The organism is Thermophilibacter provencensis, from assembly GCF_900128445.1.
In the GTDB taxonomy this organism is placed as follows: Bacteria; Actinomycetota; Coriobacteriia; order Coriobacteriales; family Atopobiaceae; genus Thermophilibacter; species Thermophilibacter provencensis.
This window is the reverse complement of sequence record NZ_LT671417.1, coordinates 324,606-346,016: the sequence shown is the minus strand read 5'-3', so window position 1 is coordinate 346,016 and position 21,411 is coordinate 324,606. Positions and strand designations below refer to the sequence as shown.

The window sequence follows — 21,411 nt, the reverse complement described above, 5'->3', positions numbered from 1 at the left end:
CGGGAAAACCAAGCCATCGCGCACCGACCCCGGACCCGGGGCCGGCGCGTCCTCATGTAGGGATGCCCATGCTGATCGACCGCGTCTCCCGCAAGCTCCTCTCCGCTCCCGAGCTCGAGCCGCTGCTGCGCGAGCTCGGGGCCGGCCATGACGCCACGCTCGCCGTGGCGCAGTCCGCGCGCCCGCTCGTGCTTGCGGCCCTCTGGGCTCGCGACCCGCGCCCCTGCCTCTTCGTGGTCTCGGGCGAGGAGGCCGCCGACCGCGCGGCCCGCGCGCTCGCGGCGTGGCTTGGGCAGGACGCGGTCTGCCGCTATCCGGAGCGCCGCGACCGCCCGTGGTCGGACTCCGCGCCGGACGACGCCGTGATTGGCGCGCGCTGCCGCGCCGTCGCGCGCCTCGCCGAGGGCGAGAGGTGCGTCGTGGTGGCCTCGGCGCACGCGCTGCTGCGTCGCGTGCCGCCCCGGGGTTCGGGCTACTTCGCCTCAAGCACCTTCGCGGTGGGGGAGGAGGTGCCCTTTGAGGATGTCCCGGCTCTGCTCGTGGGCATGGGCTACACCGACGCCGGGGACGTGGACGCGCCCGGCACCTTCCACGTGCACGGTGACGCGGTCGACGTCTTTCCGGCGCAGGCCACCTCGCCGGTGCGCCTAGAGTTCTTCGGCGACGAGATCGATCGCGTGCGCCGCATGGTCCCCTCCACGGGACAGACCATCGGCGAGCTCTCTGAGGTGACGGTCTCCCCCTGCCGCGAGCTGGCGTTCACTGACGAGACCGTGACTCGCGCCGAGCGGGCGCTCTACAACCGCGCACAGGACAACGGCAAGATAGCCGCGGACCTCGAGCTGATCCGCCAGCGCGCGGCCGACCCAGCTCTGGAGCGGTATCTGCCGGCGCTCTACGGGTCCACGTCTGGCCCGCTCGAGCACATGAGCGCCGACGCCCTCGTGGTGCTCGCCGAGCCGCGCGCCCTCTTCGACGACTGCATGCGTGCCTATGACGAGATCTCTGTCGCGGCAAACGCCTCGCATGTCTCGCTCGACGGTCTCTATACCGCACCGCGCGAGATGGACTTCGGCAGCCAGCAACGCCTGTCCTTCTCGTCCATCCTGCGCGCGGGGTCGGGCGCGGCGACGGCCGAGCTTGCCGTGCGCCAGCCGCAGATCGCCGGTTCTGACGCCAAGCTCATGGGCCGTGTGCGCCAGCTCGTGGACGACAGGGCCTCGGTGCTCTTCGCCGTGCCGGACCGCGCGGCGCGCGAGGCCCTGGAGCTGCGCTTCACCGACGAATCCGTTCCCGTCGTGGAGTCGCTCGGCACCTCGTCCGAGAACAACGACCCGCAGGTCCCGCCCCTCGAGCGCGGGCGCGTCACGTTCATCGACGCGCCGGTGCCGGCGGGCATCGTGATTCCCACGGCGGGGCTTGCGGTCTTCTCGGTCTCCGACCTCACGGCGCGCACGGCCAAGAACCGCCGCCGCGCCCGGCGCGTGGACCCCACGAGCGTGACCTTCCCCTTCAAGCCCGGGGACTACGTCGTTCACGCCACGCACGGCATCGCGCTCTTCGCGGAAATCGTGCGCCAGGAGGTGGCCGGTCGCGAGCGCGACTACTTCCTCCTGGAGTATGCCGGCGGCGACAAGCTCTTTGTGCCCTTTGAGCAGGTGGACCGCATCACGCGCTATGTGGGGCCGGACGGCGCCAGCCCACGCCTCACGCGCCTCAACACGGCCGACTGGTCGCGCGCCACCGGCAAGGCGCGGCGCTCCGCGAAGAAGCTCGCGTTTGACCTCGTGGACCTCTACACGCGCCGCAGCTCCGTGCCCGGCTACGCGTTCGCCCAGGACACTCCCGTCCAGGAGGAGATGGAGGCGAGCTTCTCCTATGAGCTCACGTCCGACCAGCGCTCAGCGATCGCCGACATCAAGGCGGACATGGAGGCGCGCCGTCCGATGGACCGCCTGCTCTGTGGCGACGTGGGCTTCGGCAAGACCGAGGTGGCCCTGCGCGCGGCCTTCAAGTGCTGCCAGGACGCCAAGCAGGTCATGGTGCTCTGCCCCACGACCATCCTGGCGCAGCAGCACTTCGAGACGTTCTTCTCGCGCTTTGCGCCCTTTGACCTCAAGGTTGCCGTGCTCTCCCGCTTTGTGACCCCGGCCCGGCAGCGCAAGGCGCTCGAGGGGTTCGCGGACGGCTCGGTGGACGTGCTCATTGGCACACACCGGCTGCTCTCGGCAGACGTCAACCCGTACGACCTGGGGCTCGTCATCATCGACGAGGAGCAACGCTTTGGCGTGCAGCACAAGGAGCAGCTCAAGAACATGCGCGAGCAGGTGGACGTGCTCACGCTCTCGGCCACGCCCATCCCGCGCACCATGCAGATGGCCATGAGCGGCGTGCGCGACATGAGCCTCATCATGACGCCCCCGCCCGGGCGCCTGCCCGTGAAGGTCACCGTGGGGGAGTGGGACCCGGACATCGTCTCCGCCGCAATTCGTGATGAGCTCGCGCGCAAGGGGCAGGTCTACTACGTGAGCAACCGCGTCCACACGATCGACGACGCCGTGGAGCGCGTGATGGAGGCCGCGCCCGAGGCCCGCGTGGGCGTGGCGCACGGCAAGATGAGCGCGCGCGAGGTCGAGGACGTGATGCTCCACTTCCAGGAGCATGAGATAGACGTGCTGGTGGCCACCACGATCATCGAGAGCGGCATCGACAACCCGCGCACCAACACGCTCATCATCGAGGACTCGCAGCGCCTGGGACTGGCACAGCTCTACCAGCTCAAGGGCCGCGTAGGTCGCGGGCGCACGCAGGCCTTCGCCTACTTCATGTTCCCGGCCGAGCAGCCCCTCACGCCCGAGGCCACCGACCGCCTCACCGCCATCAACGAGTATCAGGACCTGGGCAGCGGCATGAAGATCGCGATGCGCGACCTCGAGATTCGCGGCGCGGGCTCGCTCATGGGCGCCGAGCAGCACGGCAACCTCTCCAGTGTGGGCTTTGACCTCTTCACGCAGATGCTCGGCGAGGCCGTGGCAGAGGCGCGCGGCGAGACGCGCGACGTTGAGCGGGCAGAGGTCACCATCAACCTGCCGGCGGACTTCTTCCTCGCCGAGGAGTACCTGCCCGACGTGGACAAGCGCGTGCTCGCGTACCGGCGCCTGGCTGCTGCCGTGGACCTGGCCGAGGTGGACGCCCTGCAGGAGGAGTGCGAGAAGGACTTCGGCGCGCTGCCGCTGGCCGGGCGCAACCTCTTCGACCGCGCCCGCGTGCGCATTCGCGCGCAGCGGCTGGGATGCTCCTCTGTCAGCCTCTCCAACGGCCGGCTCATCTACCAGGGGGTCGAGGTGCCGCGCCCCGTGGCGCTCAGGCTCAAGGAGCGCGGCGCGCTCGTGTACCCCAAGACTCACAAGGTGGCTTACCCCTTCCATCGCACCGAGGAGGAGGTCATGCCCGCCGCGCTCGGCGTTCTCGAGGAGATCGGCGGCGACGACGAGGTGGACGAGGAGTAGCGGGGTCGCTGCCCTTCTCGGAATCCCCGCCCTTGTCGCCCGCGCTTCTAGGAAAGCCGACCCTTGTCCTGGCCGCATCTAGGAAATGCCGCCCTTGTCCGCGCCGCGTCTAGGAATCCGAGGGGTTGTACTGCCCCGCGGCCCTTGCGGCGGACAAGGGCCGCGTTCTCTAGAAGCTCTTCGAACAAGGTCGCCGTTTCTTAGAAGGGCGGGCGACAAGGGCGGCGATTCCCGGGGCCGCCCCGGACAAGGGCGGCAAATCCTAGACGTCCCCCGGACAACCCCGGCGATTCTTGGAGTTGCGGCCGATAAGAACAGTCCGGACGCAACCCTACACCCAGCGGAAGCCGTGGCCCGTGATCTGCGACGTGTTGACGTAGGTCACGAAGGCGTCCGGGTCGATCCCCCGCAGGTACTTCTCGAGCCTGAGGGCCTCCGAACGCGTCAGCACGGTCATCACGACCGAGAGCTCCCTGCCCGTGTACGCCCCGTACGCAAGCCAGACCGTGGCGGTGCGCGCGAGGCGGCGCACCACGAACTCCTGGACGCGCGCGGGCTGGCGGCAGACGACGGTGCAGACCTTGTGCTGCTTGAGGTCGTCGAGCACGCCGTTCACGATGACCGTCTCCAGCAGCAGGCCAATGATGCAGTAAATGCCCGTCCGCGCCCCGTAGAGCGCCACGCCCGAGCAGGCGGTCACGGCGTTGACCACAGTGATCGCGTGGCCGGTGGGCAGGCTCGTGTGTCGCGCGAGCGCCATCACCAGGATGTCGGTCCCTCCCGTGGAGGCGCCGGCGTTGTAGGCGATGCCCGCGCCTGCGGCGACGAGCACCAGCGAGCAGACGAGGTCGATCCAGAGGTCCCCCGTCACGGACCCGCTCACGGGGACCAGCGCCTGGAGCACGCTTACGTATACCGAGAGCAGGATCGACGCCACGACGCTCCAGGCCACGGCGCGACGCTCGACGAAGATCAGGCCGACCACCACGAGCGCCACGTTCACGGCCCAGAGCGCCACGTCGCTCGGCAGGGCGGGGACGAGCGTGGAGATGACGATGGCCATGCCCGATGCACCGCCGGTGGCGAGGTTGTTGGGGGCCTGGAACAGCACGTAGGACAGCGCGCACAGAATCGCCCCGACGTTCACCGCCACGGCGGTCCGCACCATGCTCGGGCGGTCGCGGCGCAGCAGCAGGCGGTCGCTCATGCGCTCTTCCTCGGGCGTGAGCAGACGCTCGGCCTGGATGACGGGCGCCCCCTCGTAGGCGGGCGAGGCCTGCTCCGGCCTCACCCCGGCATGAGAGAGCTCCTCCTCGGCGGCGAGCCGCCCAGGGTCGTCGTGACGCATGCGTTCCTCCGTTGTTGAAGACCTACGTGGTGTGGCGGTAGGTGTAGACGCTCCCGTTGTAGTAGGTGTTGATGTACTCGAACGGCACAGAGATGCCGTCGATCGTGGTGTAGGTCACGTGCGACGAGCAGAGCAGGGCGATGTCGTCGGCCTCGAGCAGGCGCTTCTGCTCCTCGGTGGGCAGCAGCGCGCGAAGCTCCTGGTCGACGTGCGAGGTGCTGATGCCGAGCGAGTGGACGTAGTCGTAGAGCGAGCCGTTCAGGCACTCCACGCTGATCGCGGGGATTACGGGGGCGGAGATGTAGGTGTCGCTGATGGCTATGGGCATGTCGTCGCCGGTGCGGAGGCGCACGAAGTGGTGGATGAGGTCCGTGCCCGAGAGCCCGAGCTTCTCGGCAGCCACCGGCGCGTCTGCTGCGCTGACGACCTCGTAGGAGATGAGGCGCGCGCCGGCCTTCAGGCCGATGGCGGCCATGTCCTCGGTGAAGCTCGCCCCGCCGGCGAGGCTCTTGTTCACGTGGCGGCGGGTCACGAAGCTGCCGCGCCCGGGGACGCGCTCGATGTAGCCGTCGGCGGAGAGGTTGTTGAGGGCCTTGCTCACGGTCATGCGCGAGAAGCCAAACCGCTCGCAGAGCTCCTCCTCGGTGGGGACCTGGTCTCCCACCTTGAGCGTCCCGTCCTCGATCATCTCGTGGACGGTCTTCTCGACCAACCGGTACTTGGGCTCTCGCGCCATGACGCCTCCTCCCGTCTCTACCAAGGAGGGTAACAAACTGTTTGTAATTGTCTATACATGAATTATTCCAACGGTCGAAACACGTCGGGTTCCGGTGGCTTCCGCCAGCGACGCCGCCTCCAGGAGCTGCTGTTTTTCAGGTTTGTCTGTACATATGTTCACCTCGCCATCAGCCAGTTACCGACGGATAGATACCATTCGGCCCACAATGTCATTACAAAGAGACAAAATGTATATACAAAGTTGCTAAGGACAAGCGGACCGAAGGAGCGGACATGATCACCAAGCTCGAAGACCCCAGCATGTACGGCTACATCAAGGACACCGGCCACGCGCTGCGCAACGCCTTCGCGGAGCGCGCGGTGTTCTGCGACCCGTTCGTCGAGCTCATGACGACGCACGACTTCAAGCGCGTCTACTTCGTGGGCTCGGGCACGAGCTACAACGCCTCGATCTACATCTCCACGCTCATGCAGCGCTACGCGCGCGTCGAGGCCAGCGCCGGCTTCCCCACGCGCTTCGACGAGAACGACATCGCCACGAGCGGCGCCTATCGTCCCGACCAGGTGCTCGTCGTGGGCGTCTCGCAGTCCGGCACGAGCGTCTCCACCATCGACGTCATGCGCCGCGCGCACGAGGCCGGCTTCTACGCGCTCGCGCTCACCGACGTCATGGACAGCCCCGTCACCGAGAGCGTCGACTCCGCCATCCGTCTGCTCACGGGCAAGGAGGAGGTGCACGTGGAGACGCGCGGCTACCAGGTCTCGCTCTTCGAGGGTTACCTGCTCGCCATCGCCGCCGGCCACGCCCTGGGCACCCTCGACGACGCCGCCTACGCGCAGAAGCTCGCCGACGCCGAGCGCCTCGCGAACGACTACGACAGCTTCGTCGCCCAGGCCGACGCCTGGTACGACGCGAACGTCTTCGAGCTCATGGCCATCACGCGCGGCTACGTCTGCACCTACGGCATCAACGCCTGCACCGCCGAGGAGGCCGAGCTCAAGCTCAACGAGACCTTCCACAAGCCGGTGCGCGGCTACGAGCTCGAGGAGATGATCCACGGCCCGCACTACGCGCTCGACGAGAACAACTACTCCTTCTTCGTCGCGCCGGACGGCCCCGGCATCGAGCGCGTCCCGAGCTTCCTCAAGTGGTACGAGGACAACAAGGTCACCGACCACGTCTTCGTCATCACCAACGGCGACCACGCCGGGGAGTTTGGCGAGAAGTCCATCTGCTTCGAGCAGGAGGTCCCCGACGAGCTCACCCCGCTGGTCATGGTGATCCCCCTGCAGATCATGGCCTGCCGCAACTGCATCAACGCCAAGATCGACACGCGCTACCGCCCGGCCAACCGCACCTCGTTCGCCCACCTCAACTAGGAGCGCGCCATGAGCCAGGTTCTTATCGCCACGCACTCCACGCTCGCCGAGGGCTTTGCCGGCGCGATCCGCTTCTTCAAGGCGGACGCCGACAACGTCCACTACCTCAACGGCTACGTGGCGACGACCGAGTTCGAGCGCGAGCTGCGAGAGGCGCTCGAGGCGCTGCCCGCGGGCGGCCCCGTCGTCGTGTGCACCGACATCCCCGGCGGCTCCGTCAACCAGGTGGCGATGAGGCTGGCGGGCGAGTACGGATTCCTGCTGGTGAGCGGCATCAACATGCCTCTGCTCCTCGAGCTCGCGTTCGAGGACGACCCCACGTATGAGACGCTCGCGCAGACGGTGGCGAGCGCACGCGCCCAGCTCATGCTCCCCCTCGCGGACATCCCCGCTCCCGAGGAGCCGAGCGCCGAGGAGGAGGGAGACGAGGACGAGGAGGAGCTCTAGCCAAGAGGCTCGCCGCGGGCGAGCAGCCGAGAAGAACAGGGAAGGGAGTAGACATGATCGTGCTCACCAGGGCAGACGACCGCCTCATCCACGGACTCGTAGCCGTTGCCTGGACGTCGCACCTCGCGCCGGAGACCATTCTGGTGGCCAACGACGCCGCGGCGGCCGACGAGTTCAAGAAGAACTCGCTCAAGCTGGCCAAGCCCGCCGGCGTGAAGCTGTTCGTCAAGTCCGTCGAGAAGGCGGCGGCCGCGCTCAACAACCCCGTCAACGACAACAAGAAGATCTTCCTGGTCACGCAGACGGTGGAGGACGCCAAGCGGATCTATGACCTGCTGGACGACGTGCACAAGTTCACGCGTCTCAACATCGGCACCGCCGGCGTGAACAAGAAGCCCGGCGAGACCTACGTGGCCATCATCCCGCAGGTCTACACCACCGCCGAGGAGCTCGAGGCGGCGCGCGCCCTGAACGACGCCGGCGTCACGGTCTTCGGCCAGGCCAACCCCACGCTCGAGAGCGCCGACTTCGCGGCCATCGAGCGGGCCTTCAAGTAGGAACGGAGCGGGCGCGTCGCCCGGCGCGCCCGCCGCAAGTCAGCAAGAGAGAGGAACGACATGCTGCAAGGATTCTTGGTCGCCCTCGTGGCGTCGCTGATCTACCTCGAGTCCCGTCTCGGTGGTCAGCACATGCTCGACCGCCCGATCATCATCGGCCCGATCGTGGGCCTCATCATGGGCGACCCGATGAAGGGCCTCGTGATCGGCGGCGAGCTCGAGCTCGTGTGGATGGGCCTCAACGGCATCGGCACCACCACCCCGCCCAACGTCGTCGTGGGCTCCGCGCTCGCGACCGCGCTCGCGATCAGCACCGGCGCGTCCTACGAGACCACGCTCGCCCTCGCGGTGCCCATCGCCGTCGTCGCGCAGATCTGCGACATCGCGGCGCCGATCGTGAACACCTTCTTCGCCCACCAGGCCGACCGCCTCGCCGACAAGGAGAAGTACGACCTCATCGACTGGTGCGTCTGGGGCGGCGGCATCGTGTACTTCCTGTTCAAGTTCGTGCCCATCTTCCTAGGCTTCGTTCTGGGCTCCGGCGTCATCACCGCCTTCGTGGACCAGATCCCCGACGTCATCCAGAACGGCCTCAACCAGTCCGGCAACATCCTGCCCGCCCTCGGCGTGGCCATGCTGATCCAGCTCACTTGGGACAAGAAGTTCGGCGTGTTCCTGTTCCTCGGCTTCGCGCTCGCCGCGTTCCTCGGCGTGAGCACCCTCGGCGCCGCCTTCTTCGGAGCCATCGCGGCCGTCGTCTACTACATGCTGAGCGGCAACAAGGCCTCCGGGTCCGTCCTTGCCGCCACGTCCGGTGAGACCGTCGTCGACGATGACGACAGTGAGGAGCTCTAATCATGGCAGAAGAGAAGAAGATTAGCGCCAAGACCCTCCGCCGCGTCTTCTGGCGTCACTACCAGCTGCTCGGCTGCTTCAACTACGAGCGGCAGATGTCCACGGGCTACGGCTACACGATGATGCCCGCCCTGAAGGAGCTCTACAAGGACGACCCGAAGGCCATGCAGGAGGCCGTGAAGCGCCACCTCGAGTTCTTCAACTGCGCGACGTCCACCTCCCCGTTCATCATCGGCCTGACCTGCGCGATGGAGGAGCAGAACGCCTCCGAGCCCGGAAGCTACGACACCAGCTCCATCACCTCGGTCAAGGCGGCGCTCATGGGCCCGCTCGCCGGCATCGGCGACTCGTTCTTCTGGGGCACCTTCCGCGTCATCGGCGCCGGCATCGGCGCGCCGCTCGCCGTGGCGGGCAACGTCCTCGGCCCGATCATCTACGCGATCCTCAACGTGATCCCGTCCGAGATCGTGCGTCGCTGGGGCTTCAAGATCGGCTACAGCGGCGGCTCCAAGTTCCTCGAGCGCATCTCGAGCGACGGCACGCTCCAGAAGGTCACCGAGGCCGCGCGCATCATGGGCCTCATGGTCATCGGCGCCATGATCCCCTCGATGGTCCTGCTCACGCTCAGCGCCACGGTCGACATCAACGGCGCCACGGTCGTGCTCCAGGAGGTCCTCGACCAGATCTGCCCGTACATCCTCCCGCTCGGCCTCGTCGGTGGCTGCTACAAGCTGCTCAAGAGCGGACGCTCGGGCACGATGGTCATGTTCGGCCTGCTCATCCTGGGCATTGTCCTCGCCGCCCTCGGGCTCGTGTAGGACCCTGCGCAACGTCCCTCTCTCGCGCCGCCGCGCCCGCCCCCCGCGGCCGCGGCGGCGCGTCGTCTCACGGAAGGAGCGGAAGTGGTCAAGGCGGCGCTGTTCGACATGGACGGGGTGCTTGCGTTCACCGAGCGCTACTACAACCGGCGTCGCGTCGAGTATCTGCGCGGTCAGGGGTTCGAGCTGGGTGACGTCGACGACTGGACCGGCGTCCACGACGACGAGTCCTGGGAGCGCTGCGTCCCCGGCGACGCCGCGCTGCGGGAGCGCCTGCGCGCCGGGTACAACCGCTTCGCCGACGAGCATCCCACGCCCTGGGGCGAGCTGGGCAACAGGCACGCGCACGCGACGTTCGTCGCCCTGCGCGGCCGTGGCGTGAGGATCGCCATCTGCTCGTCGTCGCCGCGCTTCCTCATCGAGGAGTGCATGGAGGCGCTCGACCTCGGCGGCCTCACGGACTACGTGATCAGCGGCGACGAGTGCGTCGCCCACAAGCCCGACCCCGAGATTTACCTGCGCGCCATGCGACGCCTGCGCGTGTCCCCCGAGGAGTCCGTCGTGGTCGAGGACTCGCCGACCGGCATCCGTGCCGGCAAGGCGGCGGGCGCGCTCGTGTGCGCGCTGCGCCAGCCGGACGGGGCCCTTCTCGACCAGCGCGAGGCGGACCTCGTGATGGACGACCTCTTCGAGCTGGTCGACCTGGTCGGGGAGCGACGGGTCGCCTCGCTGGCGTAGTCACGGCGGCGCGCCCTTCTCGGAAACGCCGCCCTTGTCCTGGCCGCGCCTAGGAAACGCCGCCCTTGTCCGCACCGTGTCTAGGAATCCGAGGGGTTGTACGGCCCCGCGGCCCCTGCGGCGGACAAGGGCCGCGTTCTCTAGAAGCCTCCCGGACAAGGCCGCCGTTTCTCAGAAGGGCCGGCGACAAGGGCGGCGATTTCTAGAATCGCCCCGGACAAGGGCCGCAAATTCTAGACGAGCTGGGGATGCGGACGAAAAGTTGGACCCTCGCGGGTCCGGGACGGAGGTCCGCATGCACGACGGGGACGAGGTCGGCCTGGTGCTGCTCGCGCGGGAGGAGGGGATGACGCTCCGGGAGGCGGCGGAGCTCGCCGGCGTCCCCCTCAGCACCGCCGGCGCGTGGTCCGCTGGTCTCCTGCCGAGGAGCTACACGGGCGCGCCGTGGGGCTCCGGTAGGATGGGCGGCGACACCACCGGCGGAAGGGCGGCGCGCATGTCCGAGAAGGGGCTGTACGACCCGCCGGCGACCGGGCCCCTCGCGGGGCTGGCGCCGGCGCAGATAGAGAACCTGCTGTTCAGGGCGGTGTTGGCCGACCTAAAAGCGGGAGGGTGGGACCTGGCTTCGATCTCGAACAGGAGCAAGTGCGAGCTCGGCGAGAGATTGAGGCGGGAGACAGGCCTGCCCCTCCGCTCGATCGCCGGTTTCTTGAGGATATCGAGGAGCTCATATGAGTACCACCGCTCGCGCCTGGGCCGCGACCGGTACGCGGCCCTCAGGCCGCTCGTGAGGGAGGCGTTCGAGGCGGGCCGGGACCGCTACGGCTACCGGCGCGTGCACGCCGAGCTGCGCCGCCGCGGGGTCGTCGCCTCCGAGAAGCGCGTGAGGCGCGTGATGCGCGAGGAGGGCCTCGCGGCCCGCCGGCCGCGCCGGTGGCGCTACAGCTCCTACGCCGGCGAGCAGGGCTGCGCTCCGCGCCGAACCTGCTGCTCGCCGAGGGCACGGCGGACTCCCACGACTTCTCGGCGACGAGGGCCTTGGAGGGGGCTGGTCCCGGCCGAGAAGGCCACGACGTCGCCGTCGAAGAGGTCGATGACGGGCGACAAGCACGCCTTCCTGGCGTCGTCGGGGAGCCCGAGCTCCGTGATGTCGGTGACGAGGCGCTCGCCGGGCCGCCCGGCCGAGAAGTCGCGCGGGTCGCGGGAGGCGTCGACGAGCAGCAGGTTCGGCGCGCCCGCCATGCCCTCCTCGCCGGCGTAGGAGCTGTAGGGCCGGGCCGCGGGCGCGGCGGCGCGGGCCGAGAGCCCCTCCTCGCGCATGACGCGCCTGACCACCTTCTTGCTCACCCTCACCGGGCGCGACGGGTCGAGCGAGGCGGCCCCGCGCGCCCTCTGGGGCTCGCCGCCGCCCGACCTCAGCGCGGCCCAGACGCGCGCCGGGCCGTAGGCGCCGCCCGACGCCTCGAACTTCGCGCGCACGAGGGGCCTGAGCGCGGCGTAGGGGTCCGGGGCCGACGCGGCTGCGAGGCGGTGGTAGAACGTGCTCCTCGGCAGGGAGAGCGCCGCGAGCACGCGGGCCAGCCCGAACTCGGCCCTGAGCGACTCGGCCAGCGCCGCCCTCTCAGCCCGCGTCAGGTCCGAGGGGTCGGCGCCGGGGTCTTTTTTAGTATGTCCACCGTGCCCCTGAGTATCGCGTTCTCCAGCTCCAGCTCCCCGCACCTGCGCCTGAGCCCCTCGAGCTCGGACGGCGGCCCGGCGGGCTCGGGCGCGGCGGCCCTGATCTCGTCCCCCGCCATGAGCGAGAGCACCCCCTCCTCGCGGAGCCTGCGCGCCCAGTTGGTGACGGCGCATCCCGTCACGCCGGCCCCGCGGCCGAGGTCCGCGGCGCGCTCGCCCGCCTTGTAGCGGGCGACGAGCCCCACCTTCGTGTCGTAGGGCAAGTGTACGGCGCCGCCGCGCCCCGGGCGCCCGGCGCCGGCGGCGAGCACCCATGCGCCCACCGTGGACTTAGAGCAGCCGACGAGCTCCGCCGCCTCGGCCAGGCTGAAACCCAGGCGGACGGCCTCCACGGCCTCTGCCCTCACTTCCTCTGGGTACACTCGGACTCCAATCCGGACACCTATGGGTGTCCAACTTTTTGTCCGAGCCCCCCGTCTGGTCAAAACGCGTCACTCGGCCGTGGGCGCGCCTGATGCGGGCGCTACCCGTGCGTTCGGCACTCACCCTCGCCTGCGTGAATTGCCACTCACGACACCGCATATATCGCTTGCCGGTCCGGAGGTTTGCCGGGGTGCGAAGGTGGGTACCGAGCCCGATAGGGTCTCCGTATCGCGGGGGCAGGCAACCACCGACCGAAAGGGGTGCGCCCATGAAGGGTTACGCAATGCTCAAGATCGGCGAGTCCGGCTGGATCGAGAAGGAGCGCCCGGCGTGCGGGCCGATGGACGCGATCGTCCGTCCGCTGGCCGTCGCCATCTGCACGTCCGACGTGCACACGCTCTGGGAGGGCGCCATCGGCGAGCGCCACAACATGATTCTTGGCCACGAGGCCTGCGGCGTCGTCGACGAGGTCGGCGAGCTCGTCCGTGACTTCAAGCCCGGCGACAAGGTCCTCATCCCCGCCATTACGCCCGACTGGAACTCCCTTGAGGCGCAGGCCGGCTATTCCATGCACTCCGGCGGCATGCTCGCGGGCTGGAAGTTCTCCAACTTCAAGGACGGCGTCTTTGGCGAGTTCTTCCACGTCAACGACGCGGACGGCAACCTCGCCCACCTGCCCGAGAACATCAACCCCGTCGACGCCTGCATGCTCTCCGACATGGTCCCGACCGGCTTCCACGGCGTCGAGCTCGCCGACGTGCAGTTTGGCGACGAGGTCCTCGTCATCGGCATCGGCCCCGTCGGCCTCATGAGCGTGGCTGGCGCCAACCTGCGCGGCGCCTCCCGCATCATCGCCGTGGGCACGCGCCCCAAGTGCGTCGAGGCCGCCAAGGGCTACGGGGCCACCGAGTTCATCTCCTACAAGGATGGCCCGATTGCCGACCAGGTCCTCGAGATGACCGACGGCAAGGGCGTCGACCGCGTGATCGTGGCCGGCGGCGGCTGCCAGACCTTCGAGGACGCCGTTAAGGCCCTCAAGCCCGGCGGCAAGATCGGCAACGTCAACTACCTCGGCGGCGGCGACTTCGTCACCATCCCGCGCGTGGAGTGGGGCGTCGGCATGGGGCACAAGGACATCCGCGGCGGCCTCATGCCCGGCGGCCGCCTGCGCATGGAGAAGCTCGGCTCGCTCGTGAGCTCCGGCCGTCTGGACGTGGCGCCGCTCTCCACCCACGTCTTCCACGGCTGGGATCACCTCGAGGAGGCGCTCTTCCTCATGCGTGACAAGCCTGCCGACCTCATCAAGCCGGTCGTCGTCATCGACTAGCGTTTTAGGTGAGTCGCGGGCGGGGGTCCTTCTCGACCCCCGCCCGCTCGTTTGTCTGGGGGTCGCATGCGCCTAGGCGCTCAGCGGCTCCCCGTACTCTCTGTGCATGGCAGCGGAGGTAACGATCCACTGCTTGCCAAACTTCCTCGCGTCGATGCCGGCGACGATCTTGCCGTATGAGACCGCCTTGCGGAGTGTGGACTCGCTGAGCCCCCAGAGTTCGCTCGCGTCGGCGAACGACATCAGCCCGTCGAACTCCGTCGTTATGGGCTCGCCGTGCTCCCAGATTTCGTCGCAGGACAGGTCAAGGTTATCGTTCCACGAGACGCCGTATCCGCCGGCGTCGACCTCGACATCCTCGAACAGATGGCCTCTCTTGAGCTCCTGGAAGGCGTCGAATCGCTCGGTAAGCGGTGCGACGTCGTAGAGCTTGGTCGTTCCGTTGACAAACTGCACGCGCATGCAAAGGCCAGGAAGGGGTGTTACGTCCTTTATCTTGTGAAACATGGGACTACTCCTCTCAGTCTAGTGGAGCAAGCGCTCTGAACTCCTGTGTCTCCCACATTTCGATGAGGGCGACTCGATGAAGTCCAATCCATTCGCGGACCATTGTGGCGGCTCGTGAAGGAAGCTCTCCGTCGAGCAAGTTGCCCGTCCGAATGTCGAAGGCCGCTGTGTTGTCTCCATAGATCGCGTGAATGTGCGGAGGGTTGTGCTCCGAGCCAAGGAAGTACATGCGTATGACGATTCCGTAAAAGCGGGCAAGTACGGGCATGCTGACCACCTTCCCTCGGTTGGGAGCAGTATATCACGATACCGTGATACAACGAAATGACGATCTTCTCCTACGCCGGGACGGACGCGGCGGAATGTGGGCCAGCGCAAGGGCTGGCTAACATGTGAGAGAATCGACGTGCCCAAAAGCGACGGCGTTTCAGGTTGGGGGTCGCATGCGCGTGCTGGTGGTGTCCGGCTTCCTCGGGGCCGGAAAGACGACGTTCATCCAGGAGCTCGCCCGGCGCACCGGGCGCGACTTCGTGGTGTACGAGAACGAGTACGGCCAGGCGGACATCGACGCCAAGGTTCTCTCTGAGACCGACGAGCTCTCCGTCTGGGAGTCCACCGAGAACTGCATCTGCTGCTCGGGCAAGCAGGACTTCGCCGCGTCCGTGCTCACCATAGCCAACACGCTCGACCCCGAGTACCTGGTCGTGGAGCCCACGGGCGTCGCGCGCCTCTCCAGCGTGCTGGAAAACGTCGACCAGGTGAGCTACGAGCGCATCTCGCTGCTCGCGCCGCTCGTGATCGTGGACGCGGTCGCCTGGGAGCGCCAGCGCGAGCGCTTCTCTGACATCTACCTCGATCAGGTTGCCACGGCGCCGGTGGTGGTGCTCTCCAAGGTGCAGCATGCGGGGCCTGGCCAGGTCGCCGCTGCACGGGCGTGGGTGGCCGAGAAGAACCCGGCGGCACGGATCGTGGACGTGCCGTACGGACAGCTGCCCGACGAGTTCTTCTCGGCGCTGCTGGAGCACGACCTCGACCCGGATCGGGCTGCGGCGCGCCCGGACGCGGCGCCGGCGGAGGACGAGTTTGAGAGCCTGTCTCTGGCGGGGGTCTCGCTGCCCACCGAGAACCACCTGCTGTGGTTTCTGGACGCGCTGGTCGCGGGAGTCTTCGGAGAGGTCGTGCGCGCCAAGGGCCTGCTGCCCTGCGGCGGCCAGTGGCTGCGCTTCGACGTTGTTGACCGGGCGTGGTCCGTCACCGGTGCCGAGCCGCCCGCCGAGGGCGAGAAGGACGGCGCGCTCGCGGTGTTCATCGGCCCGGAGGTGCGCAGGCCCTGGCTGCGCGAGACGCTGCTGCCGCTCGTGCGGGACGCCGTGGCCGCGGGCCACGCGGAGGCGGCGCTGGATGATGCCGGCGACTATCACGGCGAACATCACGGCGGGCACCACGATCACCATCACCATCATCACGAGTAGCGCGCTCTTCTCGCCGCGCGCTGTTGCGTCCCGCCCGGCTGAGTGACGCGTTTTGGACGGATGAGGCCCGTACGAGGCGGCCGTCCGTCCAAAACGAGCCACTCGCCCGGCGGCAGGGCGCCCCGCGGTAGAATCGCAGGCGAGAAGAACCTGCTGCAGAAGGAGCCGAGATGTCCCAGATCGCCGACCGCGTGGACGCCGAGAACGCCGCTCGCCCGGGAGCGCCGGCCACGCACCCCGAGTTCGATCGCCTGGTCCGCACGATGTGGCGCCTGCGCCAGCCGGACGGCTGCCCGTGGGACCGCGAGCAGACGCACCGCTCCATCACGCGCAACATGGTCGAGGAGGCCTACGAGGTTGTGGAGGCCATCGAGGCGGATGACGCCACGCACCTGGCAGAGGAGCTCGGCGACGTCCTGGAGCAGGTGGTCCTGCACGCGCAGATAGCCGCGGACGACGGCGCCTTCACGATCGACGACGTCATCCACGGCCTGAACGAGAAGCTCGTGCGCCGCCATCCCCACGTCTTTGGCGAGCATGCGGCGGCCGGCGACGGCGGTGAGGTCCAGGACATCTGGGACGAGGTGAAGGCCGCGGAGCGCGCCGCCTCCGGCGAGGACGAGCGGCCGCAGGGGCTGCTCGACAGCGTGCCGCGCTCCCTCCCCGCGCTCATGCAGTGCCAGAAGATCTCCAAGCGCGCCGCCAAGGCGGGCTTTGAGTGGCCGGACGAGGCGGGCGTGTGGGAGAAGGTCGCCGAGGAGCGCGCGGAGATGGAGCGTGAGGCGCCGGGCTCCCCGGAGCGCGCCGCGGAGTTTGGCGACCTGCTCTTTGCGCTCGTGAACGTGGCCCGCTGGGAGGGCATCGACGCCGAGGAGGCGCTCGCGGCCTCCAACCGCAAGTTCAGGGCGCGCTGGGCCCGCATGGAGGAGAGGGCCCGTGAGCTGGGCGTTGCTCTCGACGAGCTTGACGCTGCGGCCCTGAATGAGCTTTGGGACCGTGCGAAGGCGGAGGAGAACCTCTGAGCGCGCCCCCGTGCCGCCGCCCGTCTGGTATAACTAAGGCAGACACAGCGTACAGCCCAGCCAAACACGAACCAGAAACGAAGCAGCGGCATGAGCGAGAGAGTACTCACAAGACCCAGCCTGAGAGTCGGCATGGGGGCACGCCCGGCATCCGCGGGCGCGCCCGGCCGGCGCGTCTCGCGCGCCCAGGGCGCGGCGAGGAGGGCCCCCGGTCGGCGCGCGGAGAAGGGCGCGCCCGCGCGCGGCGACGCGGGAAGGCGTCCGTCGGGCCCGTCTCTCCTGCGCGGCGTGCGGGAGGTCGACGCATCCGGCCTGCTCTCGCGCCTTCGCGCGCCGATCGTCATCGCCGCCGTCGTGCTCTTCGTCCTCGTCTCGGTCTACCCGCCGGCGCAGGGCCTCTATCGCGCGTGGCGTGACCAGGGCGTGAAGCAGGAGACGCTTGACGGGCTCAACGCCAGCATCGAGGAGTATCAGGGAGACATCAGCCGCCTCCAGACCCGCGAGGGCATCGAGGACGAGGCGCGCCGTCGCGGATTTGTGGACGAGGGCGAGGTCGGCGTCGTGCTCGAGGGCGCGCCGGAGGAGTCCGACGACGCCCCCGCCAACGAGGGCGAGGCGCTCCCCTGGTACGTGGTCATCGGCGACCTCGTCTTCCAGTACAAGGGAGAGTAGCATGACGCGCGTGGCCTGCATCGACATCGGGACCGTGACCGCCCGCCTCGCCGTGGCGGACGTCGAGGGCGGGCGCGTGACCCGCCTCATCAAGCACTCGGAGATCTGCAACCTCGGCGAGGGGGTCGACGCCACGGGACGGCTCCGGCCGGACGCCATCGAGCGCGTCTTCTCCTGCGTGCGCGGCTACGTGGCCCTGGCCGTCGAGGCCGGAGCCCCCGCGGCGTGCTGCACCCTCACGAGCGCGGCCCGCGACGCGGAGAACTCGCGCGACATGACGTCTGCGCTCGAGTCCCTGGGCCTCTCGCCGCTCGTCATTCCCGGCCGGATTGAGGGCTCGCTGACGTTTCTCGGCGTGGCCCAGGACTTCCGGGGCCGGCGCATCCTCGTGGCCGACAACGGCGGCGGCTCCACCGAGCTTGCCCTCGGGTCGCTGGGGGAGGACGGGGCGCTCGACCTCACCTACGTGCGCTCGGTCGACGTGGGCTGCCGCCGGGTGACCGAGAAGTACCTCCAGGCTGCCCCGCTGCCGACCGCGGGCGACCTGGCTGCCGCCCACGCCTTCGTCGCCGAGGGGTTTGCCCCGGCCGTCGAGGAGGGCGGGCTCTGGGCAGCCGGCTCCGAGCGCGCCGTCGCGGGCGCCCCGGAGGCGCTCGTCGTCTGCGGCGGCACGGTCACGAGCCTCGTGGCCATGGATGCCGAGATGGAGCCCTATGACTCCGCGCGCGTCCACCTTGCCAGCCTCACGCGCGAGAAGGTCGAGGCGCTCGAGGCCCGCCTTGCCGGCCTTACCGTCGAGCAGCGCGCCGAGCTGCCGGGCCTGCAGGCCAAGCGCGCGCCCGTGATCCTGGGCGGCGCCGTTGCCATCTCCGAGCTCATGCGCCAGACGTCCTTCTCGGCGCTTCAGGCGAGCGAGTCCGACCTGCTCTTTGGCCTGGCCCTGACGGCCGCGGCCTCGCTCGACGGGACGGCCTCGCCGGTGGGATGGCGCCCCGAGATGCATGCCCTCCCGGAGCGCCCGCTGCGCTAGGATGGTATGAGCGCGCACGCGGGGGCGTGGCGGAATTGGCATACGCAGGAGACTTAAAATCTCTCGCCGCAAGGATTGTGGGTTCGAGTCCCACCGCCCCTACCAGCGATTTCTTGCCCGGGAATTGCCGTCCCGGGCATTTTGCTGTCGGATGGTTTCGGATGCGCTTAGGCTTTTGGGGTCATTGCGCGCCCGCGGCGTCCGCGCGTTAGCGATTTGGGCTTGTTGCGGCGCCTTGCGCATATGGGGTTAAGAAATCCGTGCCATTGCGCGCCCACGGTGGCGAGAAGAACCTGCGGGCCGCGCTCTCCGCGCCCGTCCGCGCGCAGCGGGCCCCGACGGGCCGCCGCCGGGCGCCCCGCGCCCGCAACAGCCCCGAATCCCTAACGCGCCTTGCGCCGCCACCTGCAACGACCCCAGGATACTAACCCCCACGTGCTGCCAGCGCCACAATGACCCCGAAATCCTAACGGCACCCCGTCTGGTATACTCTCCCGTGCGTCCCCATCGTCTAGTGGCCTAGGACATCGCCCTTTCAAGGCGACGACACGGGTTCGACTCCCGTTGGGGGCACCACGAGCCTGAGGCCCGGATCGCCGCGCGGTCCGGGCCGTCTGTCAGCGGGGGATGTTCCCAGCTGCCCGGCGAGAAGGCCGCCGCGCCCAAGCTACCAGTCCAGGTCGTTCTTCTCGGCAAACCGTCGCGCGGACGCGACGAGCCAGTCATGGCCCTGGCACCAGTTGATGAAGTCGGGCACGTCGGCGATGATGGGCTCCGCCTCGCGCACGGCAAACACGCTCTCCTCGAAGCCGCCCGGCGTGACGTCGGGCCGGTCGGGGAGGTAGGGCTCCACGTAGGTGGGGCGCAGCAGCGCGTAGGCGCCGCCGCGGCAGAGCTGGTCAAAGCCGCGCAGGGCGCGCCGTGCCGCGCTCATGCGGTCGAGCTTGTAGAGGAGGATCACCCGCGCGAGGTGGGACCACGGGTCGCCCTGCCGGGAGAAGCGCGCGTCGAGCGCATCGAAGCCCTTCTCGTCCTCGAGCCGCGCGAGCGCGAGGGCGCAGGTGTGGCGGGCGCCGAGCGGGTCTGATGGGGAGGCGTCCATCACGGAGGTCGCCGCGCGCTCGGCTATGCCGTAGCGCGCCGTGTCGAGACAGGTTCTCGCCAGGGCGGCGCGCAGCCGCAGGTGGGGTCGGTAGAAGACGTCGTCCCAGGCGTCGCCCGGGGGCAGCTCGTCCGAGGAGAAGTCGCGCTCGAGCTCGATGAGGCCCCGGAAGAGCAGGTCGGGGTCGCGGTCCTCCGTGAGCAGCTCGAGCAGGCACGCGTCGAGGCTGCTCTCGTCTATCTCGCGCGCGAGGGTGAACTCGGCGTGCGCCTTCGCGAGCCTTCGCGAGCGCTCCTCCTCGAAGGCGGCGTCGTCGAGGAGGTCGTCGTTTCTGCAGCTCGCGCGATAGGCGTCGAGCGCCCGCGCTATCACGAGCATCGCGCGCTCGGGCGTGTGCTCGATGAACGACTCGGGGTTCTCGCGCACGGCGAGCACCAGCTCAGCATAGGCCTCGTCAGAAAGCGGCCCCAGCTTCTTCAGGCGACGCTGCGCGCAGCGCTCCACGAGCTCGTCCCATGCGTTCACGACTGCTGGCCCCCCTCTCTTGCCGCCATCGCCTCGCGCGCCGCCTTGGGGTCGATGCGCGCGGCCTCGCGGGCCACCCAGGCGCCGAAGGTGCCCCTCCCGGAGCGGTCCGTCCCCTCCTGCAGCAGCACGATTCCCTCGCTGACGGCGAGGATGAGCTCGTCCTCGCTATAGGGGGCCACGTGCAGCCGGGCAAACTCGCCGTCGGGGAGCTCGGCCTGGCGGATGAGCGTCATGGCGCCGCCCGGGTACCTCCTCAGCAGCTTCTCGATCCCCGTGCGCGCGACCATGGGGTTGCCGTTGTGAAACGCGAGCGAGGCACCGGCGAGCAGGGTCCAGGCGTCGTCGGCCGGCCGGCCCGAGGCGAGCGCGGCGTAGCGCTTTGTCAGCGCCAGCCAGCCCTGCAGGTCCTCGAGCTTTGCGAGCGCGTAGGCGAGCGTGAAGCGGACGTCGGAGGTGTCTCGCGGGTCAGATGCGAGGAGCCGTTCGGAGACGTCGATCGCGACGCGGTTGCGCCCGCAGATGAGCGCCTCCTCCGCGAGGGAGGCGAGCCAGCGCCAGTAGGGTCGCATCGCGATGTCCGCCGCGAGGGCGGCGCGCTCGTCGCTCAGCTCGCCGAGCGCCTGGTCGCGCGCCTGCTCGCAGGATGCGCGGACCTCGTCGGCATGGTCGCTGAGGAAGCGGTAGCGCTCGTCGATCGACGCCGTTCTCGAGGACGAGAGCATGCGCGTCGCGTCATGGCACGCCGGGTCGAGCCTCAGGGCCTCCTCGAGCAGCTCCTTCCCGCGCTTGATGAGGTCGGGCGCCTGCTCGTCGGAGGCGAAGGGGAGGCGCCTGTCAACGACGTCGCTCGCCATCGCCACGAGGTGGAAGGCGCGGTCGGCGTCCGTCTGGGGGAGGCCGTCGCGGTCCTGGGCGAAGCGCCGCCCAAACGAGGCGAAGGCGCGCGCGGCGTCCGCGGGGTCGCCCTTGTCGAGCTCCTCCGCAAAACGCAGGCTCAGCCGCTGGTAGTCCTCTCGCCGTGGGTCGTGCGCCATGCTGCCCCCTCTCGTCCCCCTATGGTAGCCGAGAAGGGCGCGCCACGGGCGGGGGCGGGAGCTCGCGGCTCCGCCCGCGAAGCGGCTCTCGCGCCGGAAACATCGCAATGTTGCCAGTCGATTTCGCTATACTGAATCCGGCCGAGTCGCCGATCCCTCGACGGCCCGGGGCGGTACTTCTCGTTCGGCGAAAACGGGGGAGATGGTCTCCCGTTCGAATCCGTCGC

20 protein-coding genes, 2 tRNA genes and 1 pseudogene are annotated in these 21,411 nt (G+C 69.0%); 15 read left to right on the top strand and 8 right to left on the bottom strand.

The annotated features are described in order from the left end of the window. Window positions 1-68 precede the first annotated feature (68 nt). The gene (gene mfd / locus BQ7391_RS01555; protein ID WP_075279001.1) at window positions 69-3,509 is read left to right on the top strand and encodes a transcription-repair coupling factor; all 3,441 of its coding nucleotides are present in this window, start codon (window positions 69-71) and stop codon (window positions 3,507-3,509) included. Between the two features lie 331 nt (window positions 3,510-3,840). Here the strand turns inward: mfd and BQ7391_RS01550 are convergent, their stop codons facing one another. Both BQ7391_RS01550 and BQ7391_RS01545 read right to left on the bottom strand, forming a co-directional pair. Then, complete coding sequence (locus BQ7391_RS01550; protein ID WP_083662034.1) at window positions 3,841-4,857, bottom strand: YitT family protein; 1,017 nt, start codon at window positions 4,855-4,857, stop codon at window positions 3,841-3,843. A gap of 22 nt (window positions 4,858-4,879) precedes the next feature. Then, entirely contained in the window at window positions 4,880-5,593 is a 714-nt protein-coding gene (locus BQ7391_RS01545) for a GntR family transcriptional regulator (RefSeq protein WP_075279000.1), read from the bottom strand. A 275-nt stretch (window positions 5,594-5,868) separates the two neighbouring features. Between BQ7391_RS01545 and BQ7391_RS01540 the strand changes: the two genes are divergently transcribed. From BQ7391_RS01540 to BQ7391_RS12720, 7 genes and pseudogenes are all read left to right on the top strand, one after another. Beyond that, complete coding sequence (locus tag BQ7391_RS01540; RefSeq protein ID WP_075278999.1) at window positions 5,869-6,975, top strand: SIS domain-containing protein; 1,107 nt, start codon at window positions 5,869-5,871, stop codon at window positions 6,973-6,975. Window positions 6,976-6,984: 9 nt separating this feature from the next. Then, window positions 6,985-7,422 carry a PTS sugar transporter subunit IIA gene (locus BQ7391_RS01535; protein ID WP_075278998.1) on the top strand — a complete coding sequence of 146 codons (438 nt, stop codon included), beginning with the start codon at window positions 6,985-6,987 and terminating at the stop codon, window positions 7,420-7,422. A gap of 53 nt (window positions 7,423-7,475) precedes the next feature. Further along, window positions 7,476-7,979, top strand: coding sequence for a PTS sugar transporter subunit IIB (locus tag BQ7391_RS01530; RefSeq protein ID WP_075278997.1), 504 nt, complete (start codon window positions 7,476-7,478; stop codon window positions 7,977-7,979). 60 nt (window positions 7,980-8,039) lie between these two features. Next, window positions 8,040-8,834, top strand: a complete 795-nt coding sequence (locus tag BQ7391_RS01525; protein ID WP_075278996.1) for a PTS mannose/fructose/sorbose/N-acetylgalactosamine transporter subunit IIC — start codon at window positions 8,040-8,042, stop codon at window positions 8,832-8,834. 2 nt (window positions 8,835-8,836) lie between these two features. Next, entirely contained in the window at window positions 8,837-9,652 is an 816-nt protein-coding gene (locus tag BQ7391_RS01520) for a PTS system mannose/fructose/sorbose family transporter subunit IID (protein ID WP_075278995.1), read from the top strand. A gap of 84 nt (window positions 9,653-9,736) precedes the next feature. Continuing rightward, on the top strand, window positions 9,737-10,390 hold the full coding sequence (locus tag BQ7391_RS01515) for an HAD family hydrolase (RefSeq protein ID WP_075278994.1): 654 nt from the start codon (window positions 9,737-9,739) through the stop codon (window positions 10,388-10,390). Window positions 10,391-10,685: 295 nt separating this feature from the next. Beyond that, window positions 10,686-11,312: pseudogene (locus BQ7391_RS12720) on the top strand (IS3 family transposase); the annotation flags it as partial. A 26-nt stretch (window positions 11,313-11,338) separates the two neighbouring features. Here BQ7391_RS12720 and BQ7391_RS12560 read toward each other — a convergent pair. After that, window positions 11,339-11,962, bottom strand: a complete 624-nt coding sequence (locus BQ7391_RS12560; protein ID WP_075278992.1) for an IS3 family transposase — start codon at window positions 11,960-11,962, stop codon at window positions 11,339-11,341. Window positions 11,963-12,021: 59 nt separating this feature from the next. Continuing rightward, entirely contained in the window at window positions 12,022-12,489 is a 468-nt protein-coding gene (locus BQ7391_RS12070) for a helix-turn-helix domain-containing protein (RefSeq protein ID WP_075278991.1), read from the bottom strand. A gap of 269 nt (window positions 12,490-12,758) precedes the next feature. Here BQ7391_RS12070 and BQ7391_RS01495 point away from each other — a divergent pair, with 269 nt between their 5' ends. Next, on the top strand, window positions 12,759-13,817 hold the full coding sequence (locus tag BQ7391_RS01495; RefSeq protein WP_075278990.1) for an NAD(P)-dependent alcohol dehydrogenase: 1,059 nt from the start codon (window positions 12,759-12,761) through the stop codon (window positions 13,815-13,817). A gap of 72 nt (window positions 13,818-13,889) precedes the next feature. On the opposite strand, the gene BQ7391_RS01490 is transcribed toward BQ7391_RS01495, so the two are convergent. Together BQ7391_RS01490 and BQ7391_RS01485 are read right to left on the bottom strand one after the other, a co-directional pair. Beyond that, entirely contained in the window at window positions 13,890-14,324 is a 435-nt protein-coding gene (locus BQ7391_RS01490; RefSeq protein WP_075278989.1) for a helix-turn-helix domain-containing protein, read from the bottom strand. A gap of 13 nt (window positions 14,325-14,337) precedes the next feature. Next, window positions 14,338-14,592, bottom strand: a complete 255-nt coding sequence (locus tag BQ7391_RS01485; RefSeq protein ID WP_075278988.1) for a DUF4160 domain-containing protein — start codon at window positions 14,590-14,592, stop codon at window positions 14,338-14,340. Between the two features lie 175 nt (window positions 14,593-14,767). On the opposite strand from BQ7391_RS01485, the gene BQ7391_RS01480 reads away from it, so the two are divergent. The 6 genes from BQ7391_RS01480 to BQ7391_RS01455 all read left to right on the top strand — a co-directional run bounded on the left by BQ7391_RS01480 (window position 14,768) and on the right by BQ7391_RS01455 (window position 19,096). Beyond that, entirely contained in the window at window positions 14,768-15,796 is a 1,029-nt protein-coding gene (locus BQ7391_RS01480) for a CobW family GTP-binding protein (RefSeq protein WP_075278987.1), read from the top strand. A 170-nt stretch (window positions 15,797-15,966) separates the two neighbouring features. Continuing rightward, complete coding sequence (gene mazG, locus BQ7391_RS01475) at window positions 15,967-16,818, top strand: nucleoside triphosphate pyrophosphohydrolase (protein ID WP_075278986.1); 852 nt, start codon at window positions 15,967-15,969, stop codon at window positions 16,816-16,818. Window positions 16,819-16,950: 132 nt separating this feature from the next. Next, a complete protein-coding gene (locus BQ7391_RS01470) occupies window positions 16,951-17,490 on the top strand; it encodes a hypothetical protein (RefSeq protein ID WP_075278985.1) in 540 nt (179 codons plus the stop codon). A gap of 1 nt (window position 17,491) precedes the next feature. Then, window positions 17,492-18,520 carry a Ppx/GppA phosphatase family protein gene (locus BQ7391_RS01465; RefSeq protein ID WP_075278984.1) on the top strand — a complete coding sequence of 343 codons (1,029 nt, stop codon included), beginning with the start codon at window positions 17,492-17,494 and terminating at the stop codon, window positions 18,518-18,520. Window positions 18,521-18,540: 20 nt separating this feature from the next. Next, window positions 18,541-18,625, top strand: a tRNA-Leu gene (locus tag BQ7391_RS01460). Between the two features lie 395 nt (window positions 18,626-19,020). Beyond that, window positions 19,021-19,096: transfer RNA gene (locus BQ7391_RS01455), tRNA-Glu, on the top strand. Window positions 19,097-19,187: 91 nt separating this feature from the next. On the opposite strand, the gene BQ7391_RS01450 is transcribed toward BQ7391_RS01455, so the two are convergent. Together BQ7391_RS01450 and BQ7391_RS01445 are read right to left on the bottom strand one after the other, a co-directional pair. Then, window positions 19,188-20,147, bottom strand: coding sequence for a hypothetical protein (locus BQ7391_RS01450; protein WP_075278983.1), 960 nt, complete (start codon window positions 20,145-20,147; stop codon window positions 19,188-19,190). Further along, window positions 20,144-21,184, bottom strand: coding sequence for a cupredoxin domain-containing protein (locus BQ7391_RS01445; protein WP_075278982.1), 1,041 nt, complete (start codon window positions 21,182-21,184; stop codon window positions 20,144-20,146). Before BQ7391_RS01445 ends, BQ7391_RS01450 begins: the two co-directional genes overlap by 4 nt. Between the last annotated feature and the right edge of the window lie 227 nt (window positions 21,185-21,411).

Excerpts from the sequence above, each read along its gene's own strand:
- BQ7391_RS01520 (WP_075278995.1), top strand. The coding sequence starts at position 8,837 with ATGGCAGAAGAGAAGAAGATTAGCGCCAAGACCCTCCGCCGCGTCTTC.
- mazG (WP_075278986.1), top strand. The coding sequence starts at position 15,967 with ATGTCCCAGATCGCCGACCGCGTGGACGCCGAGAACGCCGCTCGCCCG.
- BQ7391_RS01535 (WP_075278998.1), top strand. The coding sequence starts at position 6,985 with ATGAGCCAGGTTCTTATCGCCACGCACTCCACGCTCGCCGAGGGCTTT.
- BQ7391_RS01465 (WP_075278984.1), top strand. The coding sequence starts at position 17,492 with ATGACGCGCGTGGCCTGCATCGACATCGGGACCGTGACCGCCCGCCTC.
- BQ7391_RS01480 (WP_075278987.1), top strand. The coding sequence starts at position 14,768 with ATGCGCGTGCTGGTGGTGTCCGGCTTCCTCGGGGCCGGAAAGACGACG.
- mfd (WP_075279001.1), top strand. The coding sequence starts at position 69 with ATGCTGATCGACCGCGTCTCCCGCAAGCTCCTCTCCGCTCCCGAGCTC.
- BQ7391_RS01445 (WP_075278982.1), bottom strand. The coding sequence starts at position 21,184 with ATGGCGCACGACCCACGGCGAGAGGACTACCAGCGGCTGAGCCTGCGT.
- BQ7391_RS01495 (WP_075278990.1), top strand. The coding sequence starts at position 12,759 with ATGAAGGGTTACGCAATGCTCAAGATCGGCGAGTCCGGCTGGATCGAG.
- BQ7391_RS01530 (WP_075278997.1), top strand. The coding sequence starts at position 7,476 with ATGATCGTGCTCACCAGGGCAGACGACCGCCTCATCCACGGACTCGTA.
- BQ7391_RS01525 (WP_075278996.1), top strand. The coding sequence starts at position 8,040 with ATGCTGCAAGGATTCTTGGTCGCCCTCGTGGCGTCGCTGATCTACCTC.
- BQ7391_RS01490 (WP_075278989.1), bottom strand. The coding sequence starts at position 14,324 with ATGTTTCACAAGATAAAGGACGTAACACCCCTTCCTGGCCTTTGCATG.
- BQ7391_RS01545 (WP_075279000.1), bottom strand. The coding sequence starts at position 5,593 with ATGGCGCGAGAGCCCAAGTACCGGTTGGTCGAGAAGACCGTCCACGAG.
- BQ7391_RS01540 (WP_075278999.1), top strand. The coding sequence starts at position 5,869 with ATGATCACCAAGCTCGAAGACCCCAGCATGTACGGCTACATCAAGGAC.
- BQ7391_RS01470 (WP_075278985.1), top strand. The coding sequence starts at position 16,951 with ATGGGGGCACGCCCGGCATCCGCGGGCGCGCCCGGCCGGCGCGTCTCG.
- BQ7391_RS01485 (WP_075278988.1), bottom strand. The coding sequence starts at position 14,592 with ATGCCCGTACTTGCCCGCTTTTACGGAATCGTCATACGCATGTACTTC.
- BQ7391_RS01550 (WP_083662034.1), bottom strand. The coding sequence starts at position 4,857 with ATGCGTCACGACGACCCTGGGCGGCTCGCCGCCGAGGAGGAGCTCTCT.